20 protein-coding genes, 1 tRNA gene and 1 riboswitch are annotated in these 20,117 nt (G+C 66.5%); of the genes, 13 read left to right on the top strand and 8 right to left on the bottom strand.

From position 1 onward, the window contains the following. Window positions 1–403 precede the first annotated feature (403 nt). Entirely contained in the window at window positions 404–1,150 is a 747-nt protein-coding gene (locus JOB34_RS17490; protein ID WP_243757711.1) for a hypothetical protein, read from the bottom strand. Window positions 1,151–1,495: 345 nt separating this feature from the next. Here JOB34_RS17490 and JOB34_RS07905 point away from each other — a divergent pair, with 345 nt between their 5' ends. The 3 genes from JOB34_RS07905 (at window position 1,496) to JOB34_RS07895 (ending at window position 3,733) form a co-directional block, all read left to right on the top strand. After that, window positions 1,496–1,738: a hypothetical protein gene (locus tag JOB34_RS07905; RefSeq protein WP_208052165.1), complete on the top strand. Its 243-nt coding sequence runs from the start codon at window positions 1,496–1,498 to the stop codon at window positions 1,736–1,738. A gap of 77 nt (window positions 1,739–1,815) precedes the next feature. After that, window positions 1,816–3,285 (top strand): DUF4331 domain-containing protein, encoded by a 1,470-nt coding sequence (locus JOB34_RS07900; protein WP_208052164.1) that lies wholly within the window; start codon window positions 1,816–1,818, stop codon window positions 3,283–3,285. A 31-nt stretch (window positions 3,286–3,316) separates the two neighbouring features. Further along, window positions 3,317–3,733 (top strand): hypothetical protein, encoded by a 417-nt coding sequence (locus tag JOB34_RS07895; RefSeq protein ID WP_208052163.1) that lies wholly within the window; start codon window positions 3,317–3,319, stop codon window positions 3,731–3,733. 67 nt (window positions 3,734–3,800) lie between these two features. On the opposite strand, the gene JOB34_RS17485 is transcribed toward JOB34_RS07895, so the two are convergent. Then, window positions 3,801–4,691 carry a hypothetical protein gene (locus tag JOB34_RS17485; protein ID WP_243757710.1) on the bottom strand — a complete coding sequence of 297 codons (891 nt, stop codon included), beginning with the start codon at window positions 4,689–4,691 and terminating at the stop codon, window positions 3,801–3,803. Then, a complete protein-coding gene (locus JOB34_RS17480; protein WP_243757709.1) occupies window positions 4,658–5,773 on the bottom strand; it encodes a hypothetical protein in 1,116 nt (371 codons plus the stop codon). Before JOB34_RS17480 ends, JOB34_RS17485 begins: the two co-directional genes overlap by 34 nt. A gap of 268 nt (window positions 5,774–6,041) precedes the next feature. Between JOB34_RS17480 and JOB34_RS07885 the strand changes: the two genes are divergently transcribed. Continuing rightward, entirely contained in the window at window positions 6,042–6,599 is a 558-nt protein-coding gene (locus JOB34_RS07885; protein ID WP_208052162.1) for a hypothetical protein, read from the top strand. Window positions 6,600–6,677: 78 nt separating this feature from the next. On the opposite strand, the gene JOB34_RS07880 is transcribed toward JOB34_RS07885, so the two are convergent. Then, window positions 6,678–7,541, bottom strand: coding sequence for an aldo/keto reductase (locus tag JOB34_RS07880; RefSeq protein ID WP_208052161.1), 864 nt, complete (start codon window positions 7,539–7,541; stop codon window positions 6,678–6,680). Window positions 7,542–7,862: 321 nt separating this feature from the next. Here JOB34_RS07880 and JOB34_RS07875 point away from each other — a divergent pair, with 321 nt between their 5' ends. From JOB34_RS07875 to JOB34_RS07855, 5 genes are all read left to right on the top strand, one after another. Then, complete coding sequence (locus JOB34_RS07875; protein WP_208052160.1) at window positions 7,863–8,912, top strand: chorismate-binding protein; 1,050 nt, start codon at window positions 7,863–7,865, stop codon at window positions 8,910–8,912. Continuing rightward, complete coding sequence (locus JOB34_RS07870) at window positions 8,909–9,745, top strand: aminotransferase class IV (protein ID WP_208052159.1); 837 nt, start codon at window positions 8,909–8,911, stop codon at window positions 9,743–9,745. Before JOB34_RS07875 ends, JOB34_RS07870 begins: the two co-directional genes overlap by 4 nt. 31 nt (window positions 9,746–9,776) lie before the next feature. Next, window positions 9,777–10,223 (top strand): TIGR02611 family protein, encoded by a 447-nt coding sequence (locus JOB34_RS07865; RefSeq protein WP_208052158.1) that lies wholly within the window; start codon window positions 9,777–9,779, stop codon window positions 10,221–10,223. A 96-nt stretch (window positions 10,224–10,319) separates the two neighbouring features. Further along, window positions 10,320–10,393: transfer RNA gene (locus JOB34_RS07860), tRNA-Val, on the top strand. Window positions 10,394–10,634: 241 nt separating this feature from the next. Further along, on the top strand, window positions 10,635–11,966 hold the full coding sequence (locus JOB34_RS07855) for an MFS transporter (RefSeq protein WP_208052157.1): 1,332 nt from the start codon (window positions 10,635–10,637) through the stop codon (window positions 11,964–11,966). A 77-nt stretch (window positions 11,967–12,043) separates the two neighbouring features. Here the strand turns inward: JOB34_RS07855 and JOB34_RS07850 are convergent, their stop codons facing one another. From JOB34_RS07850 to JOB34_RS07835, 4 genes are all read right to left on the bottom strand, one after another. Then, a complete protein-coding gene (locus JOB34_RS07850; RefSeq protein WP_208052156.1) occupies window positions 12,044–13,570 on the bottom strand; it encodes a hypothetical protein in 1,527 nt (508 codons plus the stop codon). Further along, entirely contained in the window at window positions 13,567–15,048 is a 1,482-nt protein-coding gene (locus JOB34_RS07845; RefSeq protein ID WP_208052155.1) for a hypothetical protein, read from the bottom strand. The genes JOB34_RS07850 and JOB34_RS07845 overlap by 4 nt, the downstream gene beginning before the upstream one ends. Window positions 15,049–15,155: 107 nt before the next feature. Further along, window positions 15,156–15,809, bottom strand: coding sequence for a histidine phosphatase family protein (locus JOB34_RS07840; protein WP_208052154.1), 654 nt, complete (start codon window positions 15,807–15,809; stop codon window positions 15,156–15,158). Beyond that, window positions 15,806–16,294, bottom strand: coding sequence for a universal stress protein (locus JOB34_RS07835; RefSeq protein WP_208052153.1), 489 nt, complete (start codon window positions 16,292–16,294; stop codon window positions 15,806–15,808). The genes JOB34_RS07840 and JOB34_RS07835 overlap by 4 nt, the downstream gene beginning before the upstream one ends. Window positions 16,295–16,704: 410 nt before the next feature. Beyond that, window positions 16,705–16,777: riboswitch (Fluoride riboswitch) on the bottom strand. Window positions 16,778–16,985: 208 nt separating this feature from the next. On the opposite strand from JOB34_RS07835, the gene JOB34_RS07830 reads away from it, so the two are divergent. The 4 genes from JOB34_RS07830 (at window position 16,986) to JOB34_RS07815 (ending at window position 20,100) form a co-directional block, all read left to right on the top strand. After that, a complete protein-coding gene (locus JOB34_RS07830) occupies window positions 16,986–17,477 on the top strand; it encodes a CrcB family protein (protein ID WP_208052152.1) in 492 nt (163 codons plus the stop codon). A gap of 14 nt (window positions 17,478–17,491) precedes the next feature. Then, a complete protein-coding gene (gene crcB / locus JOB34_RS07825) occupies window positions 17,492–17,842 on the top strand; it encodes a fluoride efflux transporter CrcB (RefSeq protein ID WP_243757856.1) in 351 nt (116 codons plus the stop codon). A 57-nt stretch (window positions 17,843–17,899) separates the two neighbouring features. Continuing rightward, complete coding sequence (locus JOB34_RS07820; protein ID WP_208052150.1) at window positions 17,900–18,445, top strand: uracil-DNA glycosylase family protein; 546 nt, start codon at window positions 17,900–17,902, stop codon at window positions 18,443–18,445. Between the two features lie 122 nt (window positions 18,446–18,567). Then, window positions 18,568–20,100: a 4Fe-4S dicluster domain-containing protein gene (locus JOB34_RS07815; RefSeq protein ID WP_208052149.1), complete on the top strand. Its 1,533-nt coding sequence runs from the start codon at window positions 18,568–18,570 to the stop codon at window positions 20,098–20,100. Window positions 20,101–20,117 lie beyond the last annotated feature (17 nt).

Below are 20,117 nucleotides of genomic sequence, written 5' to 3'. Positions count from 1 at the left end.
GGCGACCGGGTGACCGGTCCGCTCGCGCGGCTGGTGTCGTACGACGCCGTGCACGGTACGGATCTGGTTCAGACCCTGCGAGCGTGGCTGGACGCGTTCGGCGACGTGAACGCGGCGGCGGCTGTGTTCTTCGTGCACCCCAACACCTTCCGCTATCGTCTGCGTCGCCTGGCAGAGGTGGGCGAGCTGGACCTTGCCAATCCGGACGCGCGGTTCGCCGCTCTGCTGCAGCTACGGAGCTTCCCGATCACAGGTACAGATCTCCATCGGGTGATGGGCAGGAGAGAACGCCGGTGGAGCGCGCGCGGCGCCGGGTGCAGATCCACCCCCGACCTACGACAGCCCCCGACCGCGATGGCGGGCAGGGGCTGTCGTAGGTCGGGCCCGTGTGGGCCGGGTGTGGTTACTTCCAGGCCACCAGGTGGTGGGAGCTCACCTTGTTGTAGGTGGGTGCGCCGGGGTACTTGTAGCCGAGCACGTCCAGGATGGGCTGGAACTCCGAGGCGGATGTGGACACGTGGTCGTAGGGCAGCCCGCTCGGGCCTGTCGAGGCGTAGTCGGCCTCATAGCTGACCTTGCCGTTGGACACCGTGCAGACCTTGTCGGCTCCGATCAACCGCAGGCTGAGGCTCTTCTTGATCTCGTTGACGATGTAGTTGCGCTGCGCGTTGCAGGTTGACGTCTTGGTGGTCGCGGCGTCGTGCGTCACCACGTGAGCGAACGGCCACACGTCCTGGGTGTCGATGCTCGTGCCCGCTTCGACCTGCGACTGCCGGTTGGTGGTGTCGAGGTAGAGATCCGCGGACTGGATCGGATTCCCGGTCTTCGACATGTACGCCGTGAGATAGCTCCACTGACCGCTGCGTAAGGGATAGCAGGCGAATCGGTACTCCGGGCCCTCGTCGTTGGCGCGCTGCACCGCAGGCAGCAGGGTCTGCGTCGCAGACGCCTTCGTGACGAGCCCGACCTCGTACTTCGCGTGGGCCTCGCAGTCGGTGCGACTCCAGAAGTGCGCGAGGTGCGTGGTGCCGTGCAGATAGATGGAACCTGCCGGATGGAGGGGTGCCGCGTGCGCCGAGGGACTCGACAGCGCGAGGCCGGTACCGGCGAGCGCGGTGGCCCCTACCGCGACGGCGATTTTCTTCAGCATGCTTGCATCCTTTGCGAGAGCCGGTCGTGAGCGACCGCTCACGTCGGCAGCATACGAGCCGAAGGCGAGTTTTGACCCGTAACCAGATCGCGAAGAAAAGCAATCCGACAGGAGGTCGGCTACGGATTAACACGAAAATTATCAACTGTCAATAAGCCGCCCAGCCAATTCCCAGGATATTGGCTGAACACGATGCCCAGATTTCCTCGGGGAAAACCGACTTCGGGTGTTAGATTCAGCGAGCGCCACGCGCCGTGGTGCAGGTCCCTGCGAGGACTGCAGAATTCTGCGATCGGAGATCGTATGGAAAAGTCATCTCGGCGGAATTTCGTCACCATCACGGGCTTGGGTACGGCGGTCGGCCTCGCGGCGATGGCCGCGCCGTCGGCCGCGAACGCGGCCACGGTGGATCAGGCATCGGACAGGGTGCAGGTGCCTCGCGGTGCCGCATCGTCGATGGCTGCGTTCGTCAGCGACGTCCATCGCGGTGAGGTGACCCTGATGGTGGACGGTGACGAGGTCACCGTGACCGACAAGCAACTGGCTGCTCGGTTGGCCCACGCTTTTCACCACGCAACTCGAGCCTGAGACCGGGCCTCCCCGCCTGGTCCCGTTCATCGGGAATTAGCTCGTCGTTCACCCTCCGCCCGTTTGAAAGGTCGTTCATGTCCTCGCACCGCGAAGCGCCAGAAATCTCCAAGGATCCCTCCGCAGACAACACGGATGTCTATGCATTCGTCAGCCCTGACAAACCGGGCACCGTGACGTTGATCGCTAACTTCATGCCGTTCGAACTGCCTTACGGCGGACCGAATTTCAATGAATTCGCGGACACCGTGGTCTACACCATCAACGTGTCGAACAGCGGTCGCGCTCTTGCCGACATCTCCTACCAGTTCACCTTCAAGACGCAGGTGCGTAACCCCAACTCCTTCCTCTACAACGTGGGGCCCATCTCCTCCCCGACCGACGCGAACTGGAACCGTCCGCAGACCTTCACCGTGGAGCGCGTGGACCTCACGCCGCCGCCGAAGTACTTCCCGCGACACCTCAGCGGGATCCTGGGCAAGGATCTGACGTGCCCGCCGGTCAACGTCGGTATCCGCAGCACCCCGAACTATCCGACCCTGGCGGCGAAGAGCTACCACCAGCTCGCGGGCGGGCGCATGGTGTTCGCAGGACAGCGCGCCGACGGATTCCACGTCGACCTCGGCAGCATCTTCGACCTGGGCGACCTGCGTCCCTTCCAGGGTGCGTACAACAAGGGCATCCCACCGGTCCTGGCCAACATGCCCGGTGTGAACGGCCTGTTGGACTTGAATGTGCACACCATCGCCATCCAGGTGCCGCTGTCCGACCTGACGGTCGACGGGAAGACCCCGACGGACGTGATGTCCGCGAACTCGGTGATCGGTGTGTGGGCCACGGCCAGCCGCTCCACCAGCCGGATCCTCAACAAGAAGACCGGCAAGTACGACAACTACGGTGCGTGGACGCAGGTCTCGCGACTGGGCAACCCGCTGGTCAACGAGGTCATCAACCCGATGGGCGAGAAGGACCTCTGGAACATCAACCCGCCCCGGTTGGACAGCCAGTTCGCCAAGTACGTGCTGCAGCCCGAGCTCGCCAACCTCATCGCCAACGTCCTCTACCCGACGGCGTTCCCCAATCTGGCGGCGTACGTCAAGTCCAAGAAGCCGCGTGCGGACCTCGCAGCCATCCTGCTGACGGGCATTCCGAAGGGCGTGGTCCCGGGCTTCCAGAACTACACCGGTCCGGTCCAGGCCGACATGCTGCGGCTCAACATGGCAGTCCCGCCCACGCCACCGAGCAAAGCCAACAAGATCGGTCTGATCGCCGGGGATGCGGCTGGATTCCCGAACGGGCGGCGCCCGATCGACGATGTCACCGCCATCGAGTTGCGTGCGGTGGCGGGAGCGACGATCCCGCTGGTCGACAAGAGTTACAAGCCGGACGCCGCGGCAAGCGCGCTGAACGACGGTTCGACCGAGGGCACGGCCAACGACAATGCGCCGTACGGTGCGGCGTACCTGAGTTCGTTCCCGTATCTGTCGAACCCGAACAGCGGTTTCACCTCCAAGCCGGGCAAGCCGGGCGGGCAGACCGTCAATTGATCCGCCGGTTCGCACTCAAGGGGCACGTCAGTTGACCGACGCCGAGAATCCGCATGCCGGTCAGGGCATGGTGGTCCTCGACATCGGCGGCGATGTCGGCGCTCTCGTCGTCTCCACGCCGGCCGACATGGCCGGCGTGGAGATCGAGATCTGTCCGAGTGGGCGTCGGGGGCACGAACCCGACGAGGGCCTGGACTGGTGGATCGGTGAGTGGCGCTCTCACGACCACCCGTCCGATGGTCCTGTCGGTCACGGTCATCGCCATGCCCGTGCGGCATGGCCGCACGTGGCGGTCATCCCGCGTCCCTCGCCCACGGGCCTACACCCCTGCGCGGTCTATCCCGGACTGGTGGAGGGCACCTACGACCTGTGGGTGCGGCCCGACGGGCCGACCGTGCTGACCGTCTCGGTCGTGGGAGCCCAGGTCACCACTGCCGACTGGCCCTGAGCTCGACGGTTGGTCGATCGGGCGCGTCGGGGCGGCCCTGACGTACGTGTGCCGGTGCACCGGTCGTTCAGTCCACGAGGGGCCCGGGCAGCGGCATGCCGTGCACCACGTCCAGCCCGGAAACGGCTCGGGTGAGCACGATGTACAGGCGGCGCAGGCCGGTGCGCAGGTCCGGCTCCGCGGCGACGATCCGGGCTGGTTCGACGACGACCGCCTGGTCGAACTCCAGACCCTTGGCAAGACCGGCGGGGACCAGTTGCACCCGGTGATCCACCGCACCGGGGTCGTGGACTCCCAGCACCGAGAAGTCGATCCGCGCATCCTTCATGGCGGCCAGGTGCTCCGGGAGGTCGGCGTCCGGGACGATCACTCCTACCGTCCCTGCGGACCGCAACGCTACCTGCACCCGATCGACGACGGCGACGACCGGATCCGGGACAGGCAGGATGGACAGCCTTCCAGGGTTGGTACGGATCGCCTGCGGTGCTCGCAGATCCGGTGCGATCAGGGGCAGGAGCCGAGAGGCGAAACCGAGCACCGCGGCCGGCACCCGGAATCCGCGCTCCAGTTCCTCCAGATGGAAGTCGGGCTTGTCGAGGTGGGCCATCGCGACATCCCATGAAGTGGTCGCCCACGGCGTCGTGCCTTGCGCGAGGTCGCCGAGCACGGTCACCGAACCGGTTGCGCATCGGCGGCCGACCGCGCGCAACTGCATCGGTGACAGGTCCTGCGCCTCATCCAGGATCACATGTCCGAGGCTGGGGGTGCGGACGAGCACGTCACCCAGCTCGTCGAGAAGGAAGAGGTCCGCGACGGACCACCGAGCGCGGCCCTTGGCACGTGGAGGGTGCGGCCAGAGCAGGGTGGTCTGCTCCTGTTCGGTCAGGATGCCGTCGGCGGCCGCAGCGAGCAGCACCCGGTCGCTCAGGAGCTCGAACAGCACCTGACGCGGATCCACGTTGGGCCACACCGACTTCGCGTAGCTACGTACCGGTGCGCTCCACGCGACAGCGTCCTGCACCCGATCGTCGGGGAGTCACCGGCCTGCTCCATCTGCAACAGCACCTCGTGCGCGAGCCGCTGAGGCAGCATGTCGCCGGCGGCGGCGTAGCGCACCCCGCGGGCCCGGAGCCGCTTCATGATCTCGGCGACCTCGTACGCGGGGACGCGCCAGCGCCGGACGCCCCGCGGCACCACGAGCGCCTCGGTCGGCGCGACCAGCCGCGCCCACACCGCTCGATGCAGGATTTCGGCCATCCTGGCGTCACCCTTGAGGGCGGCGGCCCGCGGCAGGTCCTCACCCCGGACCGGCGAGGAGGCGACCAGGCCCTCGAGACTGGTGTGCACCACCCGCACCTCGCCCAGTGCGGGCAGCACCGCCCCGATGTGGTCCAGGAACGCCTCGTTCGGTCCGATCACCAGCACCCCGCTGCGCTCCAGGCGATCCCGGAACTCATAGAGGAGCCAGGCGGCCCGGTGCAGCCTGACCGCTGTCTTGCCGGTCCCGGGTGCCCCTTGCACGCAGATCGACCGACCCAGCTCGGCTCGCACGATCTCGTCCTGCTCGGGCTGGATGGTGGCGACGATGTCGCGCATCGGCCCGGTCCGCGGCCGCTCGATCTCCTCGGCCAGGATTCGACTGTCTCGGCCGGCGGCGTCGACGCCGGGAGCGGCGAGGTCCTCGTCCTCGATGGCAGTGAGTGCACCGTGATCGACCCCGAAACGACGTCGTCGCAGGACTCCCATCGGTTCGGCAGGGGAGGCGCGATAGAAGGCGGTGGAGACCGGCGCACGCCAGTCGATGACCACCGGGTCGCCGTGCAGATCGCTGATGTGGCGTCGGCCGATGTGCAGCGTGGGGGGCAGGTCGCGCGCCCCCGGAGCGCCCGAGGCGTCCAGATCCAACCGACCGAAGAAGAGCGTGGTGCGCGGGTCATCCGTGAGTGCTGCGATCCGGTCACGCAGGGTCCGCTGGAGCTGGGCGGAGGAGTCGGCGTCGCTGGCTTTCAGCGGATCCAGTGCCGAAGTGCGCTCGCGCATTCGGGTGAGTTGCTCGCGGGCATAGATCAGGTGGGCTTGCTCCAGAGGAGCTCGGTATCCGGAGGCACGACCGATCACGATATCCACGACCCTGATGGCCCGTGCGGGGTCGGGACGATCGGTTGCGGCCTGGTGACGGCGAAGTATTCGATCACCGTGTCACTGATACGACACCGCCGACTTAGCCAAACCCTTACCCTTTCTTGACCAAGACAGGAGATGCGATCGGTATCTTCGGTGGAGCGATTCAACGGGGCGGGAGCGGGACGTGGACGGTGACACGCGCCGGGTGACACGTCGTGCCGTGCTGGGCACGACAGCCTGGTCTGTGCCGGTGATCGCGGTCGGTGCAGTCGATCCCCTCGCCGCAGCATCGGCCTGCGGCGGGGTGGCGGCACCGAGCACGGCAGCGGGGTGGACTGTCACCAAGACCAACATGTCCACCAACGGCGGGACCGATCAGTTCACCAACAACGGGTACGTCCTGGTGCAGGATCCTGCGTCGACCGCCGCGGCGTCCGAAGTGGTGCAGAGCCCGAGCCAGACCTTCCTTGCCGGGCGTACCTACACCTTTACCTTCAATTACACGACCTACTCGAAGAACCCGCGGAAGTTGACGATGAGCTTCCAGATCAACGGCGTCGCGCAATCGACCGGCGCCATCGACACGAGCACGACGAACGGCGGGTCCGGCACCAAGACGGTGACGTACTCGCCCACGACGACGGTCACTTCGCCCGTGGTGCTGCGATACGACTTCGTCGCGGCGACGGGAACCACCGGCGACGACATCACCATCAGCAACTTCGCCAACACCTGCACCTGACCGACCCGCGGGACGCACGACGAAGCCCCTCGACCCGCGCGGGTGGAGGGGCTTCGTCGTGATTGGTGCGGGTGTCAGTCAGTCGGTCAGATCGCCGAGTCGTTCCGCCTCGTCGGCGGTCAGTGTGATGCTGGCGGCGGCGGTGTTGGACTCCAGGTGCGCCACCTGCGACGTCCCGGGGATGGGAAGCATCACGGGGGAGAGCTGGAGCAGCCAGGCGAGGGCGATCTGGGTGACCGTCGCGTCGTGGGCGTCGGCGATCTCGGCAAGCGCTCCGGCGGCAGCGGTGTGGTCGGCCACCGGACGCCACGGGATGAAACCGATGCCGTTCGCCTCGCTGTGCGCGAGAAGTGCGTCCGCGTCACGGGTTCCGAGGCTGAAACGGTTCTGCACAGTGACGATCGGCGCGATCTTCTCGGCGGCCTGCAGTTCGTCCACGGTCACCTCGGACAGCCCGATGTGCTTGATCTTGCCCTCGTCCCTCAGCTTGGCCAGTTCGCCGACCTGGTCCTCGAGCGGGACCGCGGGATCGATGCGGTGCAACTGGAAGAGGTCGATGGCATCGACCTTCAGGCGCCGCAGGCTGAGTTCGGCTTGTTGCCGCAGGTAAGCAGGCACACCGACCGGAGTCCAGATGCCCGGGCCCTGTCGGGTGAGTCCGGCCTTGGTCGCGATCACGACGTCGTCGGCGTACGGGTGCAGCGCCTCGGCCAGGAGCTCCTCGGCCACGACCGGCCCGTAGGAGTCGGCGGTGTCGAAGAAGGTGATGCCGAGTTCGACCGCGCGACGCAGGACGGCGACCGCCTCGTCGTGGTCCCGCGGCGGGCCCCAGACCCCGTCCCCGGTCAATTGCATGGTGCCGTAACCCAGGCGAACGACGGGAAGGTCGCCTCCGATGGAGAACGTCCCGGACTGCACGGCGGTATTCGTCGAAGAAGTCATGTCATCGGCAACCACGGTCGGCCGAGGTCGATTCCCTGATCAGGGCTGTGCAGGTCGACGCGATGGCAGCAGTGACAGACGGCAAAGCCCCCGACCCGTCAGGGCCGAGGGCTTCGTTCCGCACCGACAAAGGGGCGGTTGCGGGCGATCGGTGACCGCCTGCGGGGCGTTCTGCACGCTACGCCTCCGACGACGGAATGCGACCCCCCACGGGTCCGCTCCCAACCGTGTCGTACCGATCCGGGTCGGTCCTCGCGTCGGGCCACGGGTGGACCATGCGGAGCGGGGGGACTGTCGCGTGGTCGGCATACTTGGGCCGCGATGGATGACGAGGACGGGCGGGCACAGTTCGCCGGTGTGACGGCCACCGGGGTCGTGGAGGTGCGGCACGACCTCGTGGCACTCGACGAGCCGGGCTTCTGGGTGGTCGTCGATACCTTCGAGCGCGAGCTGACAGCGGTCCGGATGCGATCGGTGGAGTATCTGAAGCACCCCGACGCCGCCGGTGTGGTCGAGCCCCTGGTGGCCGACCCCGACCTGTCCGCATGGTCGTCCTCGTTGGACCGATCGGCGTACGAACGGGGCGTGCGCGCGATCCGCGACCGCATCGCGGCCGGAGAGGTCTACCAGGTGAATCTCTGCCGCGTGCTCAGTCGCGCGGTGCCGGGCGGCTTCTCGATGGCCGAGCTGGATCGCTTGGTGCGACAGGCAAATCCGGCACCCCGACACGGGTACATCGACATCCCCCACGCGCGGCTCGAGGTCGTCTGCGCCTCACCGGAGCTCTACCTGCGTCGTAGCGGGGACCGGGTGCGGTCTGCCCCGATCAAAGGCACCGCACCGACGGTCGAAGAGCTGCTCCCCAAGGACCGCACCGAGAACGTGATGATCACTGACCTGGTGCGCAACGACCTGTCCGCCGTATGCCGCCCGGGCACCGTCGCGGTCGACGCGTTGCTCGCCCCGCAGTACAACCTCGGGCTGGTGCACCTGGAGTCCGCGGTGTCGGGGCAGTTGGATCAGGGGGCGCAGTGGGCCGACATCCTGGGTGCGACGTTCCCGCCCGGCTCGGTCTCGGGAGCTCCGAAGTCCAGCGCCCTGACCGCCATTCGGGATCTCGAGCCGGTGGAGCGGGGCCCGTACTGCGGCGCGATCGGGTATGTCGACAACGACCAGGGCACGGCGTCGCTCGCCGTCGGGATCCGCACGTTCTGGTTGGAACACGACCGCGGCGGCACTCGTTGGCTGCGGTACGGGACCGGCGCCGGCATCACCTGGGGATCGGACCCGGCGGGGGAGTGGTGGGAAACTGCTCTCAAGGCGCGGCGCCTCCTGGCGCTCGCGGAATCGGTGATCGCGAGGTCGGAATGAGCATCCGTGTGTGGGTCGACGGCGAGCGGGTCGACGACAAACCCAGCCTGAGCGCGCTGGACCACGGGGTGACCGTCGGCGACGGCGGCTTCGAGACCTGCAAGGTGATCGACGGGCAGGTGTTCGCGCGCACCATGCACCACACCCGCTTCGACCGCACCCTGGCCGGGCTGGGGCTGCCGCGCGCGGACCGCGACCGCGTCGACGAGGGCATCGATGCGGTGCTGCGCGAGCCGATGCCGCTCGGTCGGGTGCGCTACATGGTCACCGGGGGAGCGGGGCCGCTCGGCTCGGGGCGCCTGGACTCGGCGCAGACCTACATCGTGACCGCCGGCCCCGCCGACCCTCCGCCGGTCTCCTCGAAGATCGAGGTCGTGCCCTGGGTGCGCAACGAACGGGGTGCGCTCGCCGGACTGAAGACCACGTCGTACGCCGAGAACGTCGTCGCGCTCGCCTACGCCAAGGAGCGGGGGGCGGACGAGGGGATCTTCGCCAACACCCGCGATGAGCTCTGCGAGGGCACCGGCTGCAACATCTTCGTCGTGGTCGACGGTGAGATCCTCACCCCACCGCTGTCCGCCGGTCCGCTGGCGGGCATCGCACGGGCGCTCGTCCTGCGGTGGTGCCAGGCGGCCGGACTGCCCATCCGTGAGGCCACCCTGCCCCTCGACGTGCTGGACCGGGCCGAGGAGATCTTCCTGACCTCCTCGCTGCGTGAGGTGCAGGGCGTGCATGCGGTGGGCTCGCGAACGCTCACACCCGGTCCGGTCACCGCCCGGGCGGCGCAGGTCTTCGCCGATGCCGCCGCCCTCGACAACGACCCCGCACCGTGAGGTACGCCGTTCAGCCCGTCGAGGATGTGTCATGAGCACCTCGACCCAGGACGACAAGAAGTCCCCGGCGCGCGCGGCCGCACCCGCGCGCTGGGAGTGGCAGCGCAAGATCCGCGCCAACGCCACCACCCACCTGATCTACCGCGTCTTCGTCGGCATCCTGGGCTTCGCGATCATCGCGCTCGGCATCGTGCTGCTGCCCCTGCCCGGCCCTGGGTGGGTCATCATCTTCATCGGCCTCGGCGTGTGGGCCTCCGAATTCGTTTGGGCCGCAAAGCTGCTTGCCTGGACCAGGAGGCAGGTCAAAGCCTGGACGGCGTGGCTGGGGCGGCAGAACCCCGCTGTACGCGGCTTGGCGGGTCTCGGCGTGGCCGCCATCGTGGTGGCGTGCCTCTACGGTTACCTGCTCTGGAAGGGCGTGCCGACATGGCTGCCCGACTTCGTCGAGACCCCGCTCGGCCGGCTTCCCGGACTCTGACCTGCGTCGGTCGGGGCCGATTGGCGGTGGACGACGGCGCCGGGTTAACCTCTCCCTCGCGCCCGGACGACGTACCTGCTCGTCTGCGCCGTCTACGGACGTGTAGCTCAGCTGGTTAGAGCGCTCGCCTCACACGCGAGAGGTCAGGGGTTCGAGTCCCTTCACGTCCACTACTGTTTTTAGCGGCAAGCAAGAACTGCCCATCAGGACAGCGTGCGTTCCGAAGGCCGAAGGGCTCGTCGGGGCCGTCGATATACAGGGCAAGCGAAGGGGCGTGTGCCCCGCACCGTTACAATCGGCCAGTACCGGCGGTGGGGCTCGCCGTTCCCAAACCGTCACCATCAGGTGGCCAACAGTCCCTACCCGAACAGTCATGAGGCTTCATGACGTCGTGACGGTAGGAGACCCCGCGTGAACGACACTCACCATTGGCTCGGAAAGCGCGCGCCGCGACGACCAGAGCACCGCGGTCGCGGGTTTCACCGCGCTCACAGCGTGACCCAGGCAGATGCGGTAGCCGACGGAGAAGTCCCGGTCGTGTGGCGCAGTACACGCCTGACGGGACCATTCGCCGCGGTGTGTGGTGTCGGATTTCTTGGCCGCCTCAGCTACGAGATGGCCCGCAGCCCGTTGACTCCACTGTTCGCCAGGCATCTCGGCGCGCCTGTTCAGCTCATCGGGCTGATCGTCGCCGCAGTCACCATCAGCGGCATCGTCGTGAAGCTCCCCGCAGGGGCTCTTTCCGACGTGTTCGGCTTCCGCCCACTGATGTTTGCCGGCGCCATCGTCAAAGCAACCGGCCCGCTTCTGTACTTGCTCGCGTTCACGTGGCCCGGTTTGCTCTTCATCCGCTTCTATCACGGGCTGGCCACTGCGCTCTATGCGCCGCCGGCGTCGGCCCTGGTGGCGAAGGCGTACCCCGACGCCCGTGGTCGCAAGCTCGGCGTGTACAACGCCGCCGAGAGCGCCGGGACCGTGCTCGGGCCCGTTCTCGGCGGGGCGGTGCTGACCTGGACGCTGATGGACTTCAACGCGGCATTCCTCGTCTGCGGCGCCATTGGTGTCCTTGCGTTGCTGATCATGTTCCGCGTGCCCTCGGACGCGCTCACCCGGGCGCCGGAGCGCCGATGTGGAGACCGACAACTGCGGGCTGCGCTCGAGCAGGTCGCCGTCGGTGTTCGGCAGATTGCCTCGGAGCCCTCGATCCGCCTCGTGAGCTTGGTCGAAGCAGTGCTCTGGCTCGGAATCGGATCGGTGCAGGCATACCTGCCGCTCTACGCGGCCTCCGTTCACATCCCGGTTGTGCAGATCGGGCTGATCGCCGGTGCGCAGGGTATTGCATCCGTTCTTACCCGCCCGCTCATGGGCAGATACTCCGACCGTCTCGGATCGAGGAAACCGCTCATCGTGGCAGGCATTGTCGTGTGCGTGGCCTGCCTCGTGACGCTTCCCCACGTTGTCGGTTTCTGGCCCCTCATCGGTTTCAGCAGCCTTTTCGGTCTGGGCACCGGCCTGGTGACACCCTCGACAATGGCCATGATCGGCGATCTGGTCACCCGCAACAACTACGGCTCTGCGATGGGTGTCTTCGGCAGCCTGTGGGACGTCGGCCACGCCTCAGGTCCCGTCCTGTTCGGACTGCTTCTCTTGGTCTCCGGCTACCAGGTTGCCTGGCTTGTGATGGCGCTGCTGATGAGTTGCGCGCTCGTCGTGTTCCTCGGCGCAGGACGACTGCTGCGCTAGCCCTGGGGCTTCACCGACCGCGGGTCCCCTTCGCCCTCTCACGAGGACTGGCGGCGTGCTCCGGGTGCTTTGGTGGCTCACGTGGTGTGGAAGATGTGCTGGTAGAGATCAGCGCCGAAGCTCGTCGCTTCCGGCGGGGCAACGCGTAACCGATAGCTGCGCTGGCCGTCGGAGCGGCGTTCGGCCCTGAGGAACAATGTGTGATCGTCGCCGGTGTACCGGCGTGCCAAGTCGAACATGTGGGTCACGAAGACGATCCGGACGCTCTGCTCGCGCAGAGCCTCGATGATTCCGGCAGCGATCTCGGCGCCTTCGCGTTCGTTCGTGGCGGCGAAGGACTCGTTGCACAGGAGGAGTCCGCCGGGCCGGAGGCGGTCGGTGATGCGACTCATCCGGGCCAGTTCCTCATCGAACTTCCCGGCTGTCATGCCGGGGTCTTCTTCGCGCGTGAAGTGGGTGAAGAGGCCGGTGACCGTGCTGGTCGAGAAGTGTGACGCGGCGACGAACAGTCCGCTCTGCGCCATCAGGAACGCGACTCCCAGGCTGCGTAGGAAGGTGGATTTGCCGCCCTGGTTGGCACCGGTGACCACGACCAGATCCAAGTTCGTAGCGTGAAGGTCGTTACCGACGACCAGGTGCTTGGTACGCAGGGCGAGGCACGGGTCGTACAACGCCTCGGCGCGAAGCTCACGGCCCGGCTCTTCCACGACGGGACGGCATACCTCGTGGCCGATCGCGGTCAGGCCGGCGTGCAGGTTGAGTGCGCCGAGGTAGAAGGCGGTATCGGTGCGCAGAGCGATGAAAAACTGAAGGATGTGATCAACCGACTCGCCCAGAGCCCGGGCGGCCAGCGTGACTCCGCGATCGCGCATCACGGCCAGCGCCTCGAAACCCGCCTGATCCCGTTCGGCGATGGTGAAGTCGTACGTCGGAGCTTTCAACGCCCTGCGCCGCCACCAGTTGCCGCGGTTGCGACTCAGCGGCGAGCGAAGGACGTAGTCGGTACCGGCGTTGCCGGCGCCGAGGTGTGCGCTCAGCACCAGCCCGCGAGGGAAGCGCAGTGTCTGGGCGTGCTGCTCCAACTCGGCGAGATAAGCGTCATCGAGTTCGGCGAGGATCTGTTCGTAGAACCGCGTCAGGGCGCGTGAGGTGGCGTGCTCGGCCTTCTCCTCGGCGAGTGCGTGCAGGGCGCGGAGCGCGTCCATGAAGAGCGCGAGCACTTTGAGCGACCGTCGCAATAGGGATTCGCCTGTCTCGCGGAACGCACTGTGGTACACGCCGGCCTCGGCCTCGATGGCGTCCACCGCGAGCTGGTGCAGGCGGCGCAGAGCGTCCGGGTCTCGCAGGCCGTCCTCGAGCACCTCCTGGCGGTAACGGATGGCGTCGGGGTCGGCGAGTGGCTCATTCGTCACGGCGGCCGACACCGCCCGCACGAATTCATCGCCGCCACCCATCGCGTCCCAGAGCAGATCAAGTCCCAGGTCGGCGGCGGTGGCGTTCTTGGGGCCGCTGGGAGTCGGATGCGTCGTGCCTCTGGTGACGCGTGACCGGTGAGTCGCTGGGACGACCAGATCACGGTCGGAGAAAAGCAGGCGAGACCTCATGCGCGCATCCTCACGCGAATCTCATCACGGGTCAGGCCGTACTTCTCAGCGAGTGCATGCGCGTACGCGTGACCGTCGGCCGGCTTGCGCAGAACCTGGAAGGTCCGGCGGCGGGCGTCGTGTGGATCGACGGTGCTGACCATGCTGACAGTGGCCTGGTTCATCGTCGCAAGTTCGTCCAGGAACGTCACGCATACCCCTATCGCCCCCAGGGCGGTGATGCGTTCGAGGATCTTCTGAGAGAGGTATTGGGCATCAGTCACCGTTGTCGAACTGAACATCTCGTTCATCACGATGAGGCTGCGGGACGTGGCCGTGCTCACGGTGGCGTGCAGCGCAATCAGCTCACTCTGCAAGCGACCCGCTAGCGTCGTCAGATCCTCCTGGCGTTCGAAATGGGTGTACATAGCATCGCAAGCCAAGATCCGGACCTCCCGTCCTGGGACAGGGCATCCGATGCGGGCCAGATGGTGCAACTGGCCGATCGTCCTGGCCAAGGTCGTCTTGCCACCGTTGTTGGGTCCGGAGATGACGAGAATACGTTCGGGCGCGTCGAGGGTGACGGTGTTCACGACCACCTGCCGATCCTGGGCGACGCACTGCACCGCCAGAGGAAGGTCATAGACGTCCACTAGCGATTCCGACACGGCGTCTTCAGCCAGGACGGGCGTCGTGACATGCAACCCGTTCTCCCCCAATGGAGCCAGGTAATCAAGGTAGGACAAATAGAAGTGGATCTCCCGGTCGAAGAGCACCGTGACCGGATCTAAGAAGGTGTGATGGTCACGACAGAATCGGTCAAGCACCTCGAAGTGGGCGGGAAAGATCTTGGCGGTGCAGGCGAGCACGCTGGCTTCCACGTGATCCAGCGGGCCGGAGCCTCGGGGTACCGACAGCTGGGTGGAATCGACATCGACGGCCCGAAAGCGGGCGAATGCCTGTTCCACTTCTTCGGTGTAGTCGGGTTCGTCGTCATAGGAACCGACGGTCACCCGCGCACCGTCGATCCAAATCCCATAGTGCACGCTTGCCAGTGCCCCCACGGCGGCACTGCGGTCATGACGCAGCGTACGAAACGCGGCAGAGTCGTGGTAAGCGTCGAGGTGGGCCACGATTCCCTGCAGGCCTGAGGAGGCTGGCTCAGCGTCTGACAGTTCCGTTCGCAGTGTCAAGACCGCATCGCAGTACTGCACCGCCGCTTCGAGGTGCCACCGCTGCCCCTCATACGGTTCGCTCGCCCTACGTGCGGTGTGCAACCGCTCCCGCACGACGCGCATGCGCCGAACGAAATCATCCACCGCCGCCCGAACGTCGGCGCGGTCAAGATCGGCGAACACGGCTTGGCGCAGCTGAATGAGCGCCTGGTCATCCAGGGGACAACGGAAGTGGGGAACCACGTCGTACTCGTCCCCGGCTCCGAACACGTCGGTCTCGACACGGTCGAGATTGAGATCCCGGAAGTATGCAGGTTCTTCCACCTGGGACAGCTCTGGCGGCTGCGGTCGGTATCCGAACAAGACACTCCACCGGGACGGTGGGTGAGCATGCCGCGCGGTCGGATCCTCATGAGGAGCTGAAGGCGTGCTCATCGTGGACTGAACAACGTCGAGCTGAGCGCCGGTGGCAGGTCGCGCTGGCGTCGTGCCGAGCCGTGCAATTCCCACCCGGTGCTGCCACGCACCAGGAGGTGACACCCGGCCGTCGCCGGCGGGGTGTGCTCCACGGCATGGGGGAGGCAGCCGAGTGCAGCGAGCAGGACATCAATGTTGGCATCGTGAGTGACGACGACGACAGGGCCTGTTGACAGAGTGTCCAGCACCTCATAGGTGCGTCGAAGAACGTGATCCTGAGTCTCCAAACCCGCGCCGCCATCCAAGGCACCGTTGAGCGTGGTGTTGTCCGGCACCGCGTGCCCCTCCCACGGGCCGTAGTAGCGGTCGATCAGGCCCTGATGACACGTCACCTGAGGTGGTAGCGGCATTGCGTTAACGATCGCCTGAGCCGTCTGGGCGGCCCTCAGGAGAGGGCTGTGCACAACCCGCAAAGGTCGAATCGGAGACAACACCGCCCGCACCGCCGTCCCCAGCAGGCGCGCCTGCATGACGCCGGCGTGATGCAGCGGGGGATCTAGATGACCTGCCACCATCCCGGCGTCGTCGAAGTCCGTTCGCGCGCTTCGTGCCAGCACAACAAGCAACTGGTTGGAGGCGTGCAGCGACGCAGCTGAGAGGTCGGTCATGACCCGGTCGCTGACGAGCCGGTCTGCGCAGCGAAGTCATGCGCATCCTGCTCCGACGAATGCTCACGGTCGTGGTGCGGGACCACGACGACAGGGACTCGGCTGTGTCGCACCAGGTCCCCTGTCGCGGAGGGGCCGTGCAACAGGGTGTCCAGAAGATGGCCCTGATGGCGACCCAGCACCAACATCTCAGCGCCGACACTGGTGTCCCGCAACAAGTCGGCGACACCCCTGTCGTCGCACACGATCTCGTGGTCCGGCAGATCCGCGGTCGAAAGTGCCAGTGCCCTGCCAAGTGCTGCGATGACGCGGCGCTTGTGTTCATGCACGAGCACGTCTCGGGAAGTCTCGAAATCATCGATGTCAGGGTCGACGGGTCCGGTGAACGACATCACGATGACGAGCCGCGCCCGCCGCAACCGACTTTCATCGGCCGCAAACACCAATGCGGCATCACAGCGCGCGGTGGCGTCCGTGCCTACCACGACGGATCGGTCACACATCGTGCACCACGTCGTTGCTGTCCCCGGCTGCCGCGGTGCTCCGAGAGTTGACCGCACCGTCGGTGGGACCCCATCCGCTGTGCCGAAGGCCGTCGCCCACGTGGCCGCCGCCTTGACTGTGTGACCCGGTCGCGGCCATGCCGCCCGGGCCACCGGTGTGCGAACGGGAAGCCTGTACGCCCTCGAAATCGGTGGGGCAGTAGCCGCTGTGCCGCTCGGTGCCCGACTCGTGGGCGGCAGACTCTCCGTGATCGGTCGGCGCGTACCCGGTGTGGCGCTCTGCAACTGGGGCTGTGCTAAGCGGCGCCTGTCGGGAGGAAACGTGCTGCGCCGGGACGACCGACGCGTGACGTGGGGAGTGTGATGGGGACATTGCCTACCTCGCATCATTCGACGAAGTAGGAACTATCAGCCTGAAGGCGGTTCGACCCTGAGGGTCCGGCGAGATCCATCACCGCTTCGACCATCCCACTCGCTTTGAAGAATTGCAAGGTGGCCCGTCGGTCTCGTCGGGGCGTGGCGGGTTGTTCGAGCGGAAGGTCCATCGACGGTAGTCTGACCAGACGCGGCGGTGGGGCTCGCCGTACCCGAACCGCCACCCACGGGTGGCCAACAGTCCCTACCCACACAATCCCGGGTCCTTTCGCGGACCCCTGCGGGTAGGAGACGTGACATGGATGACCGCCATTTGCCCGGTCGCGCGACAACGGAACCGCTCGATGTCGATGTGGAGGGCGAGGACCTCGCCCCCACACCACCCGGTCGAGAGCTCGGGACCCTCGCGATGATCAGCATCGGTGGAGTGGTCGGAGCCGTCGGCCGGTATCGGGTCGGTGTGCAGTGGCCTACCTCAGCAGTCGGATTCCCGTGGACGACGTTTTTCATCAACGTGATTGGCAGCACGCTGCTGGGAGCCCTTCTGGGCGGCATCGAGTTGCGCACCGCGTGGGCTCGGTGGCGACCATTGTTGGGAACGGGTGTCATCGGTGGGTTCACGACCTTCTCCACATTCGCGGTCGACAACCAACGGCTGGTCCGCGACGGCCACACGATCACCGCTCTCAGCTACGCCACCGCCACCCTGGCGGTGTGCGCTGCTGGGACCATGGCGGGGGACTACCTCGTTCATCGCAGCCACCGGACGGCGAAGGGGTGGAGGAGATGAACACCTGCTGGGTGATGATCGGTGCCATAGCCGGTGCGCCGGCCCGCTACCTGCTGGATCGAGCCATCCAGACCCGGCACCGCCGTGCTTTTCCCTACGGAACGTTCGCGGTCAACATGACTGCATGCTTCCTCCTGGGCCTGATCACCGAATGCGTGACCCGAGGTGCGCCGACCGAACTGCAACTGATCGCTGGGACTGGATTCTGTGCCACGTTCAGCACCTACTCCACCTTCTCGGTCGAGACGACGCAACTGGCCCGGCGTGGGGAACCACTCCTGGCGTTGTCGAATGCTGTGTGCAGCACAGTCATCGGGAGCATCTTCGCGGTGCTCGGCGTCGCAGCGGCGTTGGCTGTCACCTGATGCCGGTCAGAGGCCTCGGCACCCTGGTGGGGGCGTGCGCGCCGGTACGGTCGTCGGGTGAGCCACCTGACCCGTCTTGATGCGCTTGCCGCGACGTGGCGCCTGTCGCCTGTCGGAGCGAGACGTTTCGTCCCCGGGTTCGACCCGGATTCTGGAGGCGATCGTTCCCGAGTACTGGTGCTGATGCAGTCCCCAGGTCCCTCGACGATCGCGCGCGGTGACGCGGCAATCAGCAGCGAGGACAATCCGGGTCCCACCGCAGTCGCTTTCCGTCGTGCGCGCATGGAATCAGGTCTGGACCGATTCGACTATCTGCGCTGGAACATAATCCCGTGGGCACTGGATCACACGCCGAGGATCGAGGACCTCGAAGACGCCCGCCCGGCGTTAGCCCAGCTGATGTCAGCTCTGCCAGACCTTCGCGCCGTCGTCACGTTCGGGACACCTGCGCTGATGGGCATCATGAGGTACTTCACCCTCGACCCGGACGCTCGCGTCGTTCCGGTCCTCGCAGCACCTCACCCCTCACCCGCGAACGCCACGCGCGCAGAGGAGAAGCATCGTCGAAGCGTGACCGCCCTCGATCGTGCCTCGCAGCTGTGAGCTAGACGTGATGTGCAGAGCGATGTTGCAACTCACTTCCGGTCGTCCGCCGTTGCGAGCCACAAAGAGAACGTGTAGCTGATCGTGAGGGGCAACCGCGATGTGGCGGTTACCGTGATCGGATGGCAGTGGACGACGTGGTCCCAGCGCGGTGGGTGAAGGTCCTGGATCAGACTCGCTGCATCGGCTGTCACGCCTGTAGCACGGCGTGCAAGAGCGAGAACGAGGTGCCCCTCGGGGTCAATCGAACCTATGTGAAGTCCGTCGATGTTGGGGTCTTCCCTCAGGTGCGACGCGCCTTTCAGGTCACGCGATGCAACCAGTGCACCGATGCTCCTTGTGTCGCCGCGTGCCCGACGGGCGCCATGTACAAACGCGACGACGGCATCGTCGACTTCGATAAGAGCATCTGCATCGGCTGCAAGGCCTGCATGGCGGCCTGCCCCTATGACGCGATCTTCATCAATCCCGAAGACCATTCGGCCGAGAAGTGCAACATGTGCGCGCACCGACTCGACGTGGGCCTGGAGCCGGCATGTGTGAGCGTGTGTCCTACCGAGGCGATCCTGGTGGGCGATCTGAACGACCCCACCTCGAAGGTCGCCACCCTGATCAATCGCAAACCGGTGACGGTCCGTCGCCCCGAGAAGGAGACAGGCCCCGGCGTCTTCTACCTCGGCGCTCACCAGGCCACCTTGGACCCGCTGGCAGCCCGCCGACCCGACGGCGGCCTGTACGCGTGGGCCACTCAAGGCGATATGTCCGACCCGCAGCTCGTGCCCGCCGGGAGCGCAGGGCACAACACGTCCTCGGCTGCCGCGCTCGTGTCGTATGACGTGCCGCACCGGGCGCCGTGGGGGTGGGAGGTGAGTGCGTACACGTGGACCAAATCTCTCGGCGCCGGGATGATGCTGGTGGCCGTTGCCCTCGCGGTGCTGGGCAAATTGGGTTGGCAGGACGCCACTGCTCGATGGGTCGCACCGCTGGGTGCGGTGTTCTTCCTGTCGGTCACCGGAGTCCTGCTCATCGCAGACCTCAAGCACCCGATGCGGTTTTACCTCATCTTCACTCGGCATCAGTGGCGTAGTTGGCTGGTGCGGGGTTCCTTCGTCCTCGGTGGGTACGGCGCGATCGTCGGTCTGTACTTCCTCGCCGCCGCTTTCGATCTGCACACCGCGCAGGTGGTGACCGGCGTCATCGCGATCCCGCTCGCGGTCGCCACCGCGTGCTACACCGCGTTCCTCTTCGCGCAAGCCAAAGCGCGCGACCTCTGGCAGAGCCCGCTACTCCTCCCACATCTGGCGGTACAAGCAGTGCTCGCCGGTGCGGCGGGATTGCTGCCGTTCGCCATGCTCTGGTCAGGTTCTCATGTCACCAGTGACCTCGAGGTCACGCTGGCGGTCGCGGCGGTTGCTCATCTGCTGCTGGTCGTCGGCGAGATCACCCTGCCCCATGTGACCGCGCATGCCCACCGCGCAAGCAAGGAAATGACGCAAGGCCGATTCGCGCGGGCGTTCTGGGTGGGGTTCGTGGGGGTAGCGATCGCGGTCGCGGCCCCCTGGATCGGCCTCGCCGGCGTGGCCGGAGCGCTCGTCGGACTCGCCGCGTACGAGCATGCATTCGTACAGGCCGGCCAATCGGTCCCCCTCGCCTGAGCGACCCAAGGAGCTGC

The organism is Allobranchiibius sp. GilTou38 (assembly GCF_017565325.1).
Taxonomy (GTDB): domain Bacteria; phylum Actinomycetota; class Actinomycetes; order Actinomycetales; family Dermatophilaceae; genus Allobranchiibius; species Allobranchiibius huperziae.
This window is presented reverse-complemented; position numbering and strand designations above follow the sequence as displayed.

Coding starts and splice junctions, on each gene's coding strand:
- JOB34_RS07850 (WP_208052156.1), bottom strand. CDS start 13,570: ATGAGGTCTCGCCTGCTTTTCTCCGACCGTGATCTGGTCGTCCCAGCG.
- JOB34_RS07865 (WP_208052158.1), top strand. CDS start 9,777: ATGAGCACCTCGACCCAGGACGACAAGAAGTCCCCGGCGCGCGCGGCC.
- crcB (WP_243757856.1), top strand. CDS start 17,492: ATGATCGGTGCCATAGCCGGTGCGCCGGCCCGCTACCTGCTGGATCGA.
- JOB34_RS07815 (WP_208052149.1), top strand. CDS start 18,568: ATGGCAGTGGACGACGTGGTCCCAGCGCGGTGGGTGAAGGTCCTGGAT.
- JOB34_RS17490 (WP_243757711.1), bottom strand. CDS start 1,150: ATGCTGAAGAAAATCGCCGTCGCGGTAGGGGCCACCGCGCTCGCCGGT.
- JOB34_RS07900 (WP_208052164.1), top strand. CDS start 1,816: ATGTCCTCGCACCGCGAAGCGCCAGAAATCTCCAAGGATCCCTCCGCA.
- JOB34_RS07875 (WP_208052160.1), top strand. CDS start 7,863: ATGGATGACGAGGACGGGCGGGCACAGTTCGCCGGTGTGACGGCCACC.
- JOB34_RS17480 (WP_243757709.1), bottom strand. CDS start 5,773: ATGCGCGAGCGCACTTCGGCACTGGATCCGCTGAAAGCCAGCGACGCC.
- JOB34_RS07830 (WP_208052152.1), top strand. CDS start 16,986: ATGGATGACCGCCATTTGCCCGGTCGCGCGACAACGGAACCGCTCGAT.
- JOB34_RS07870 (WP_208052159.1), top strand. CDS start 8,909: ATGAGCATCCGTGTGTGGGTCGACGGCGAGCGGGTCGACGACAAACCC.
- JOB34_RS07840 (WP_208052154.1), bottom strand. CDS start 15,809: ATGACCGACCTCTCAGCTGCGTCGCTGCACGCCTCCAACCAGTTGCTT.
- JOB34_RS07880 (WP_208052161.1), bottom strand. CDS start 7,541: ATGACTTCTTCGACGAATACCGCCGTGCAGTCCGGGACGTTCTCCATC.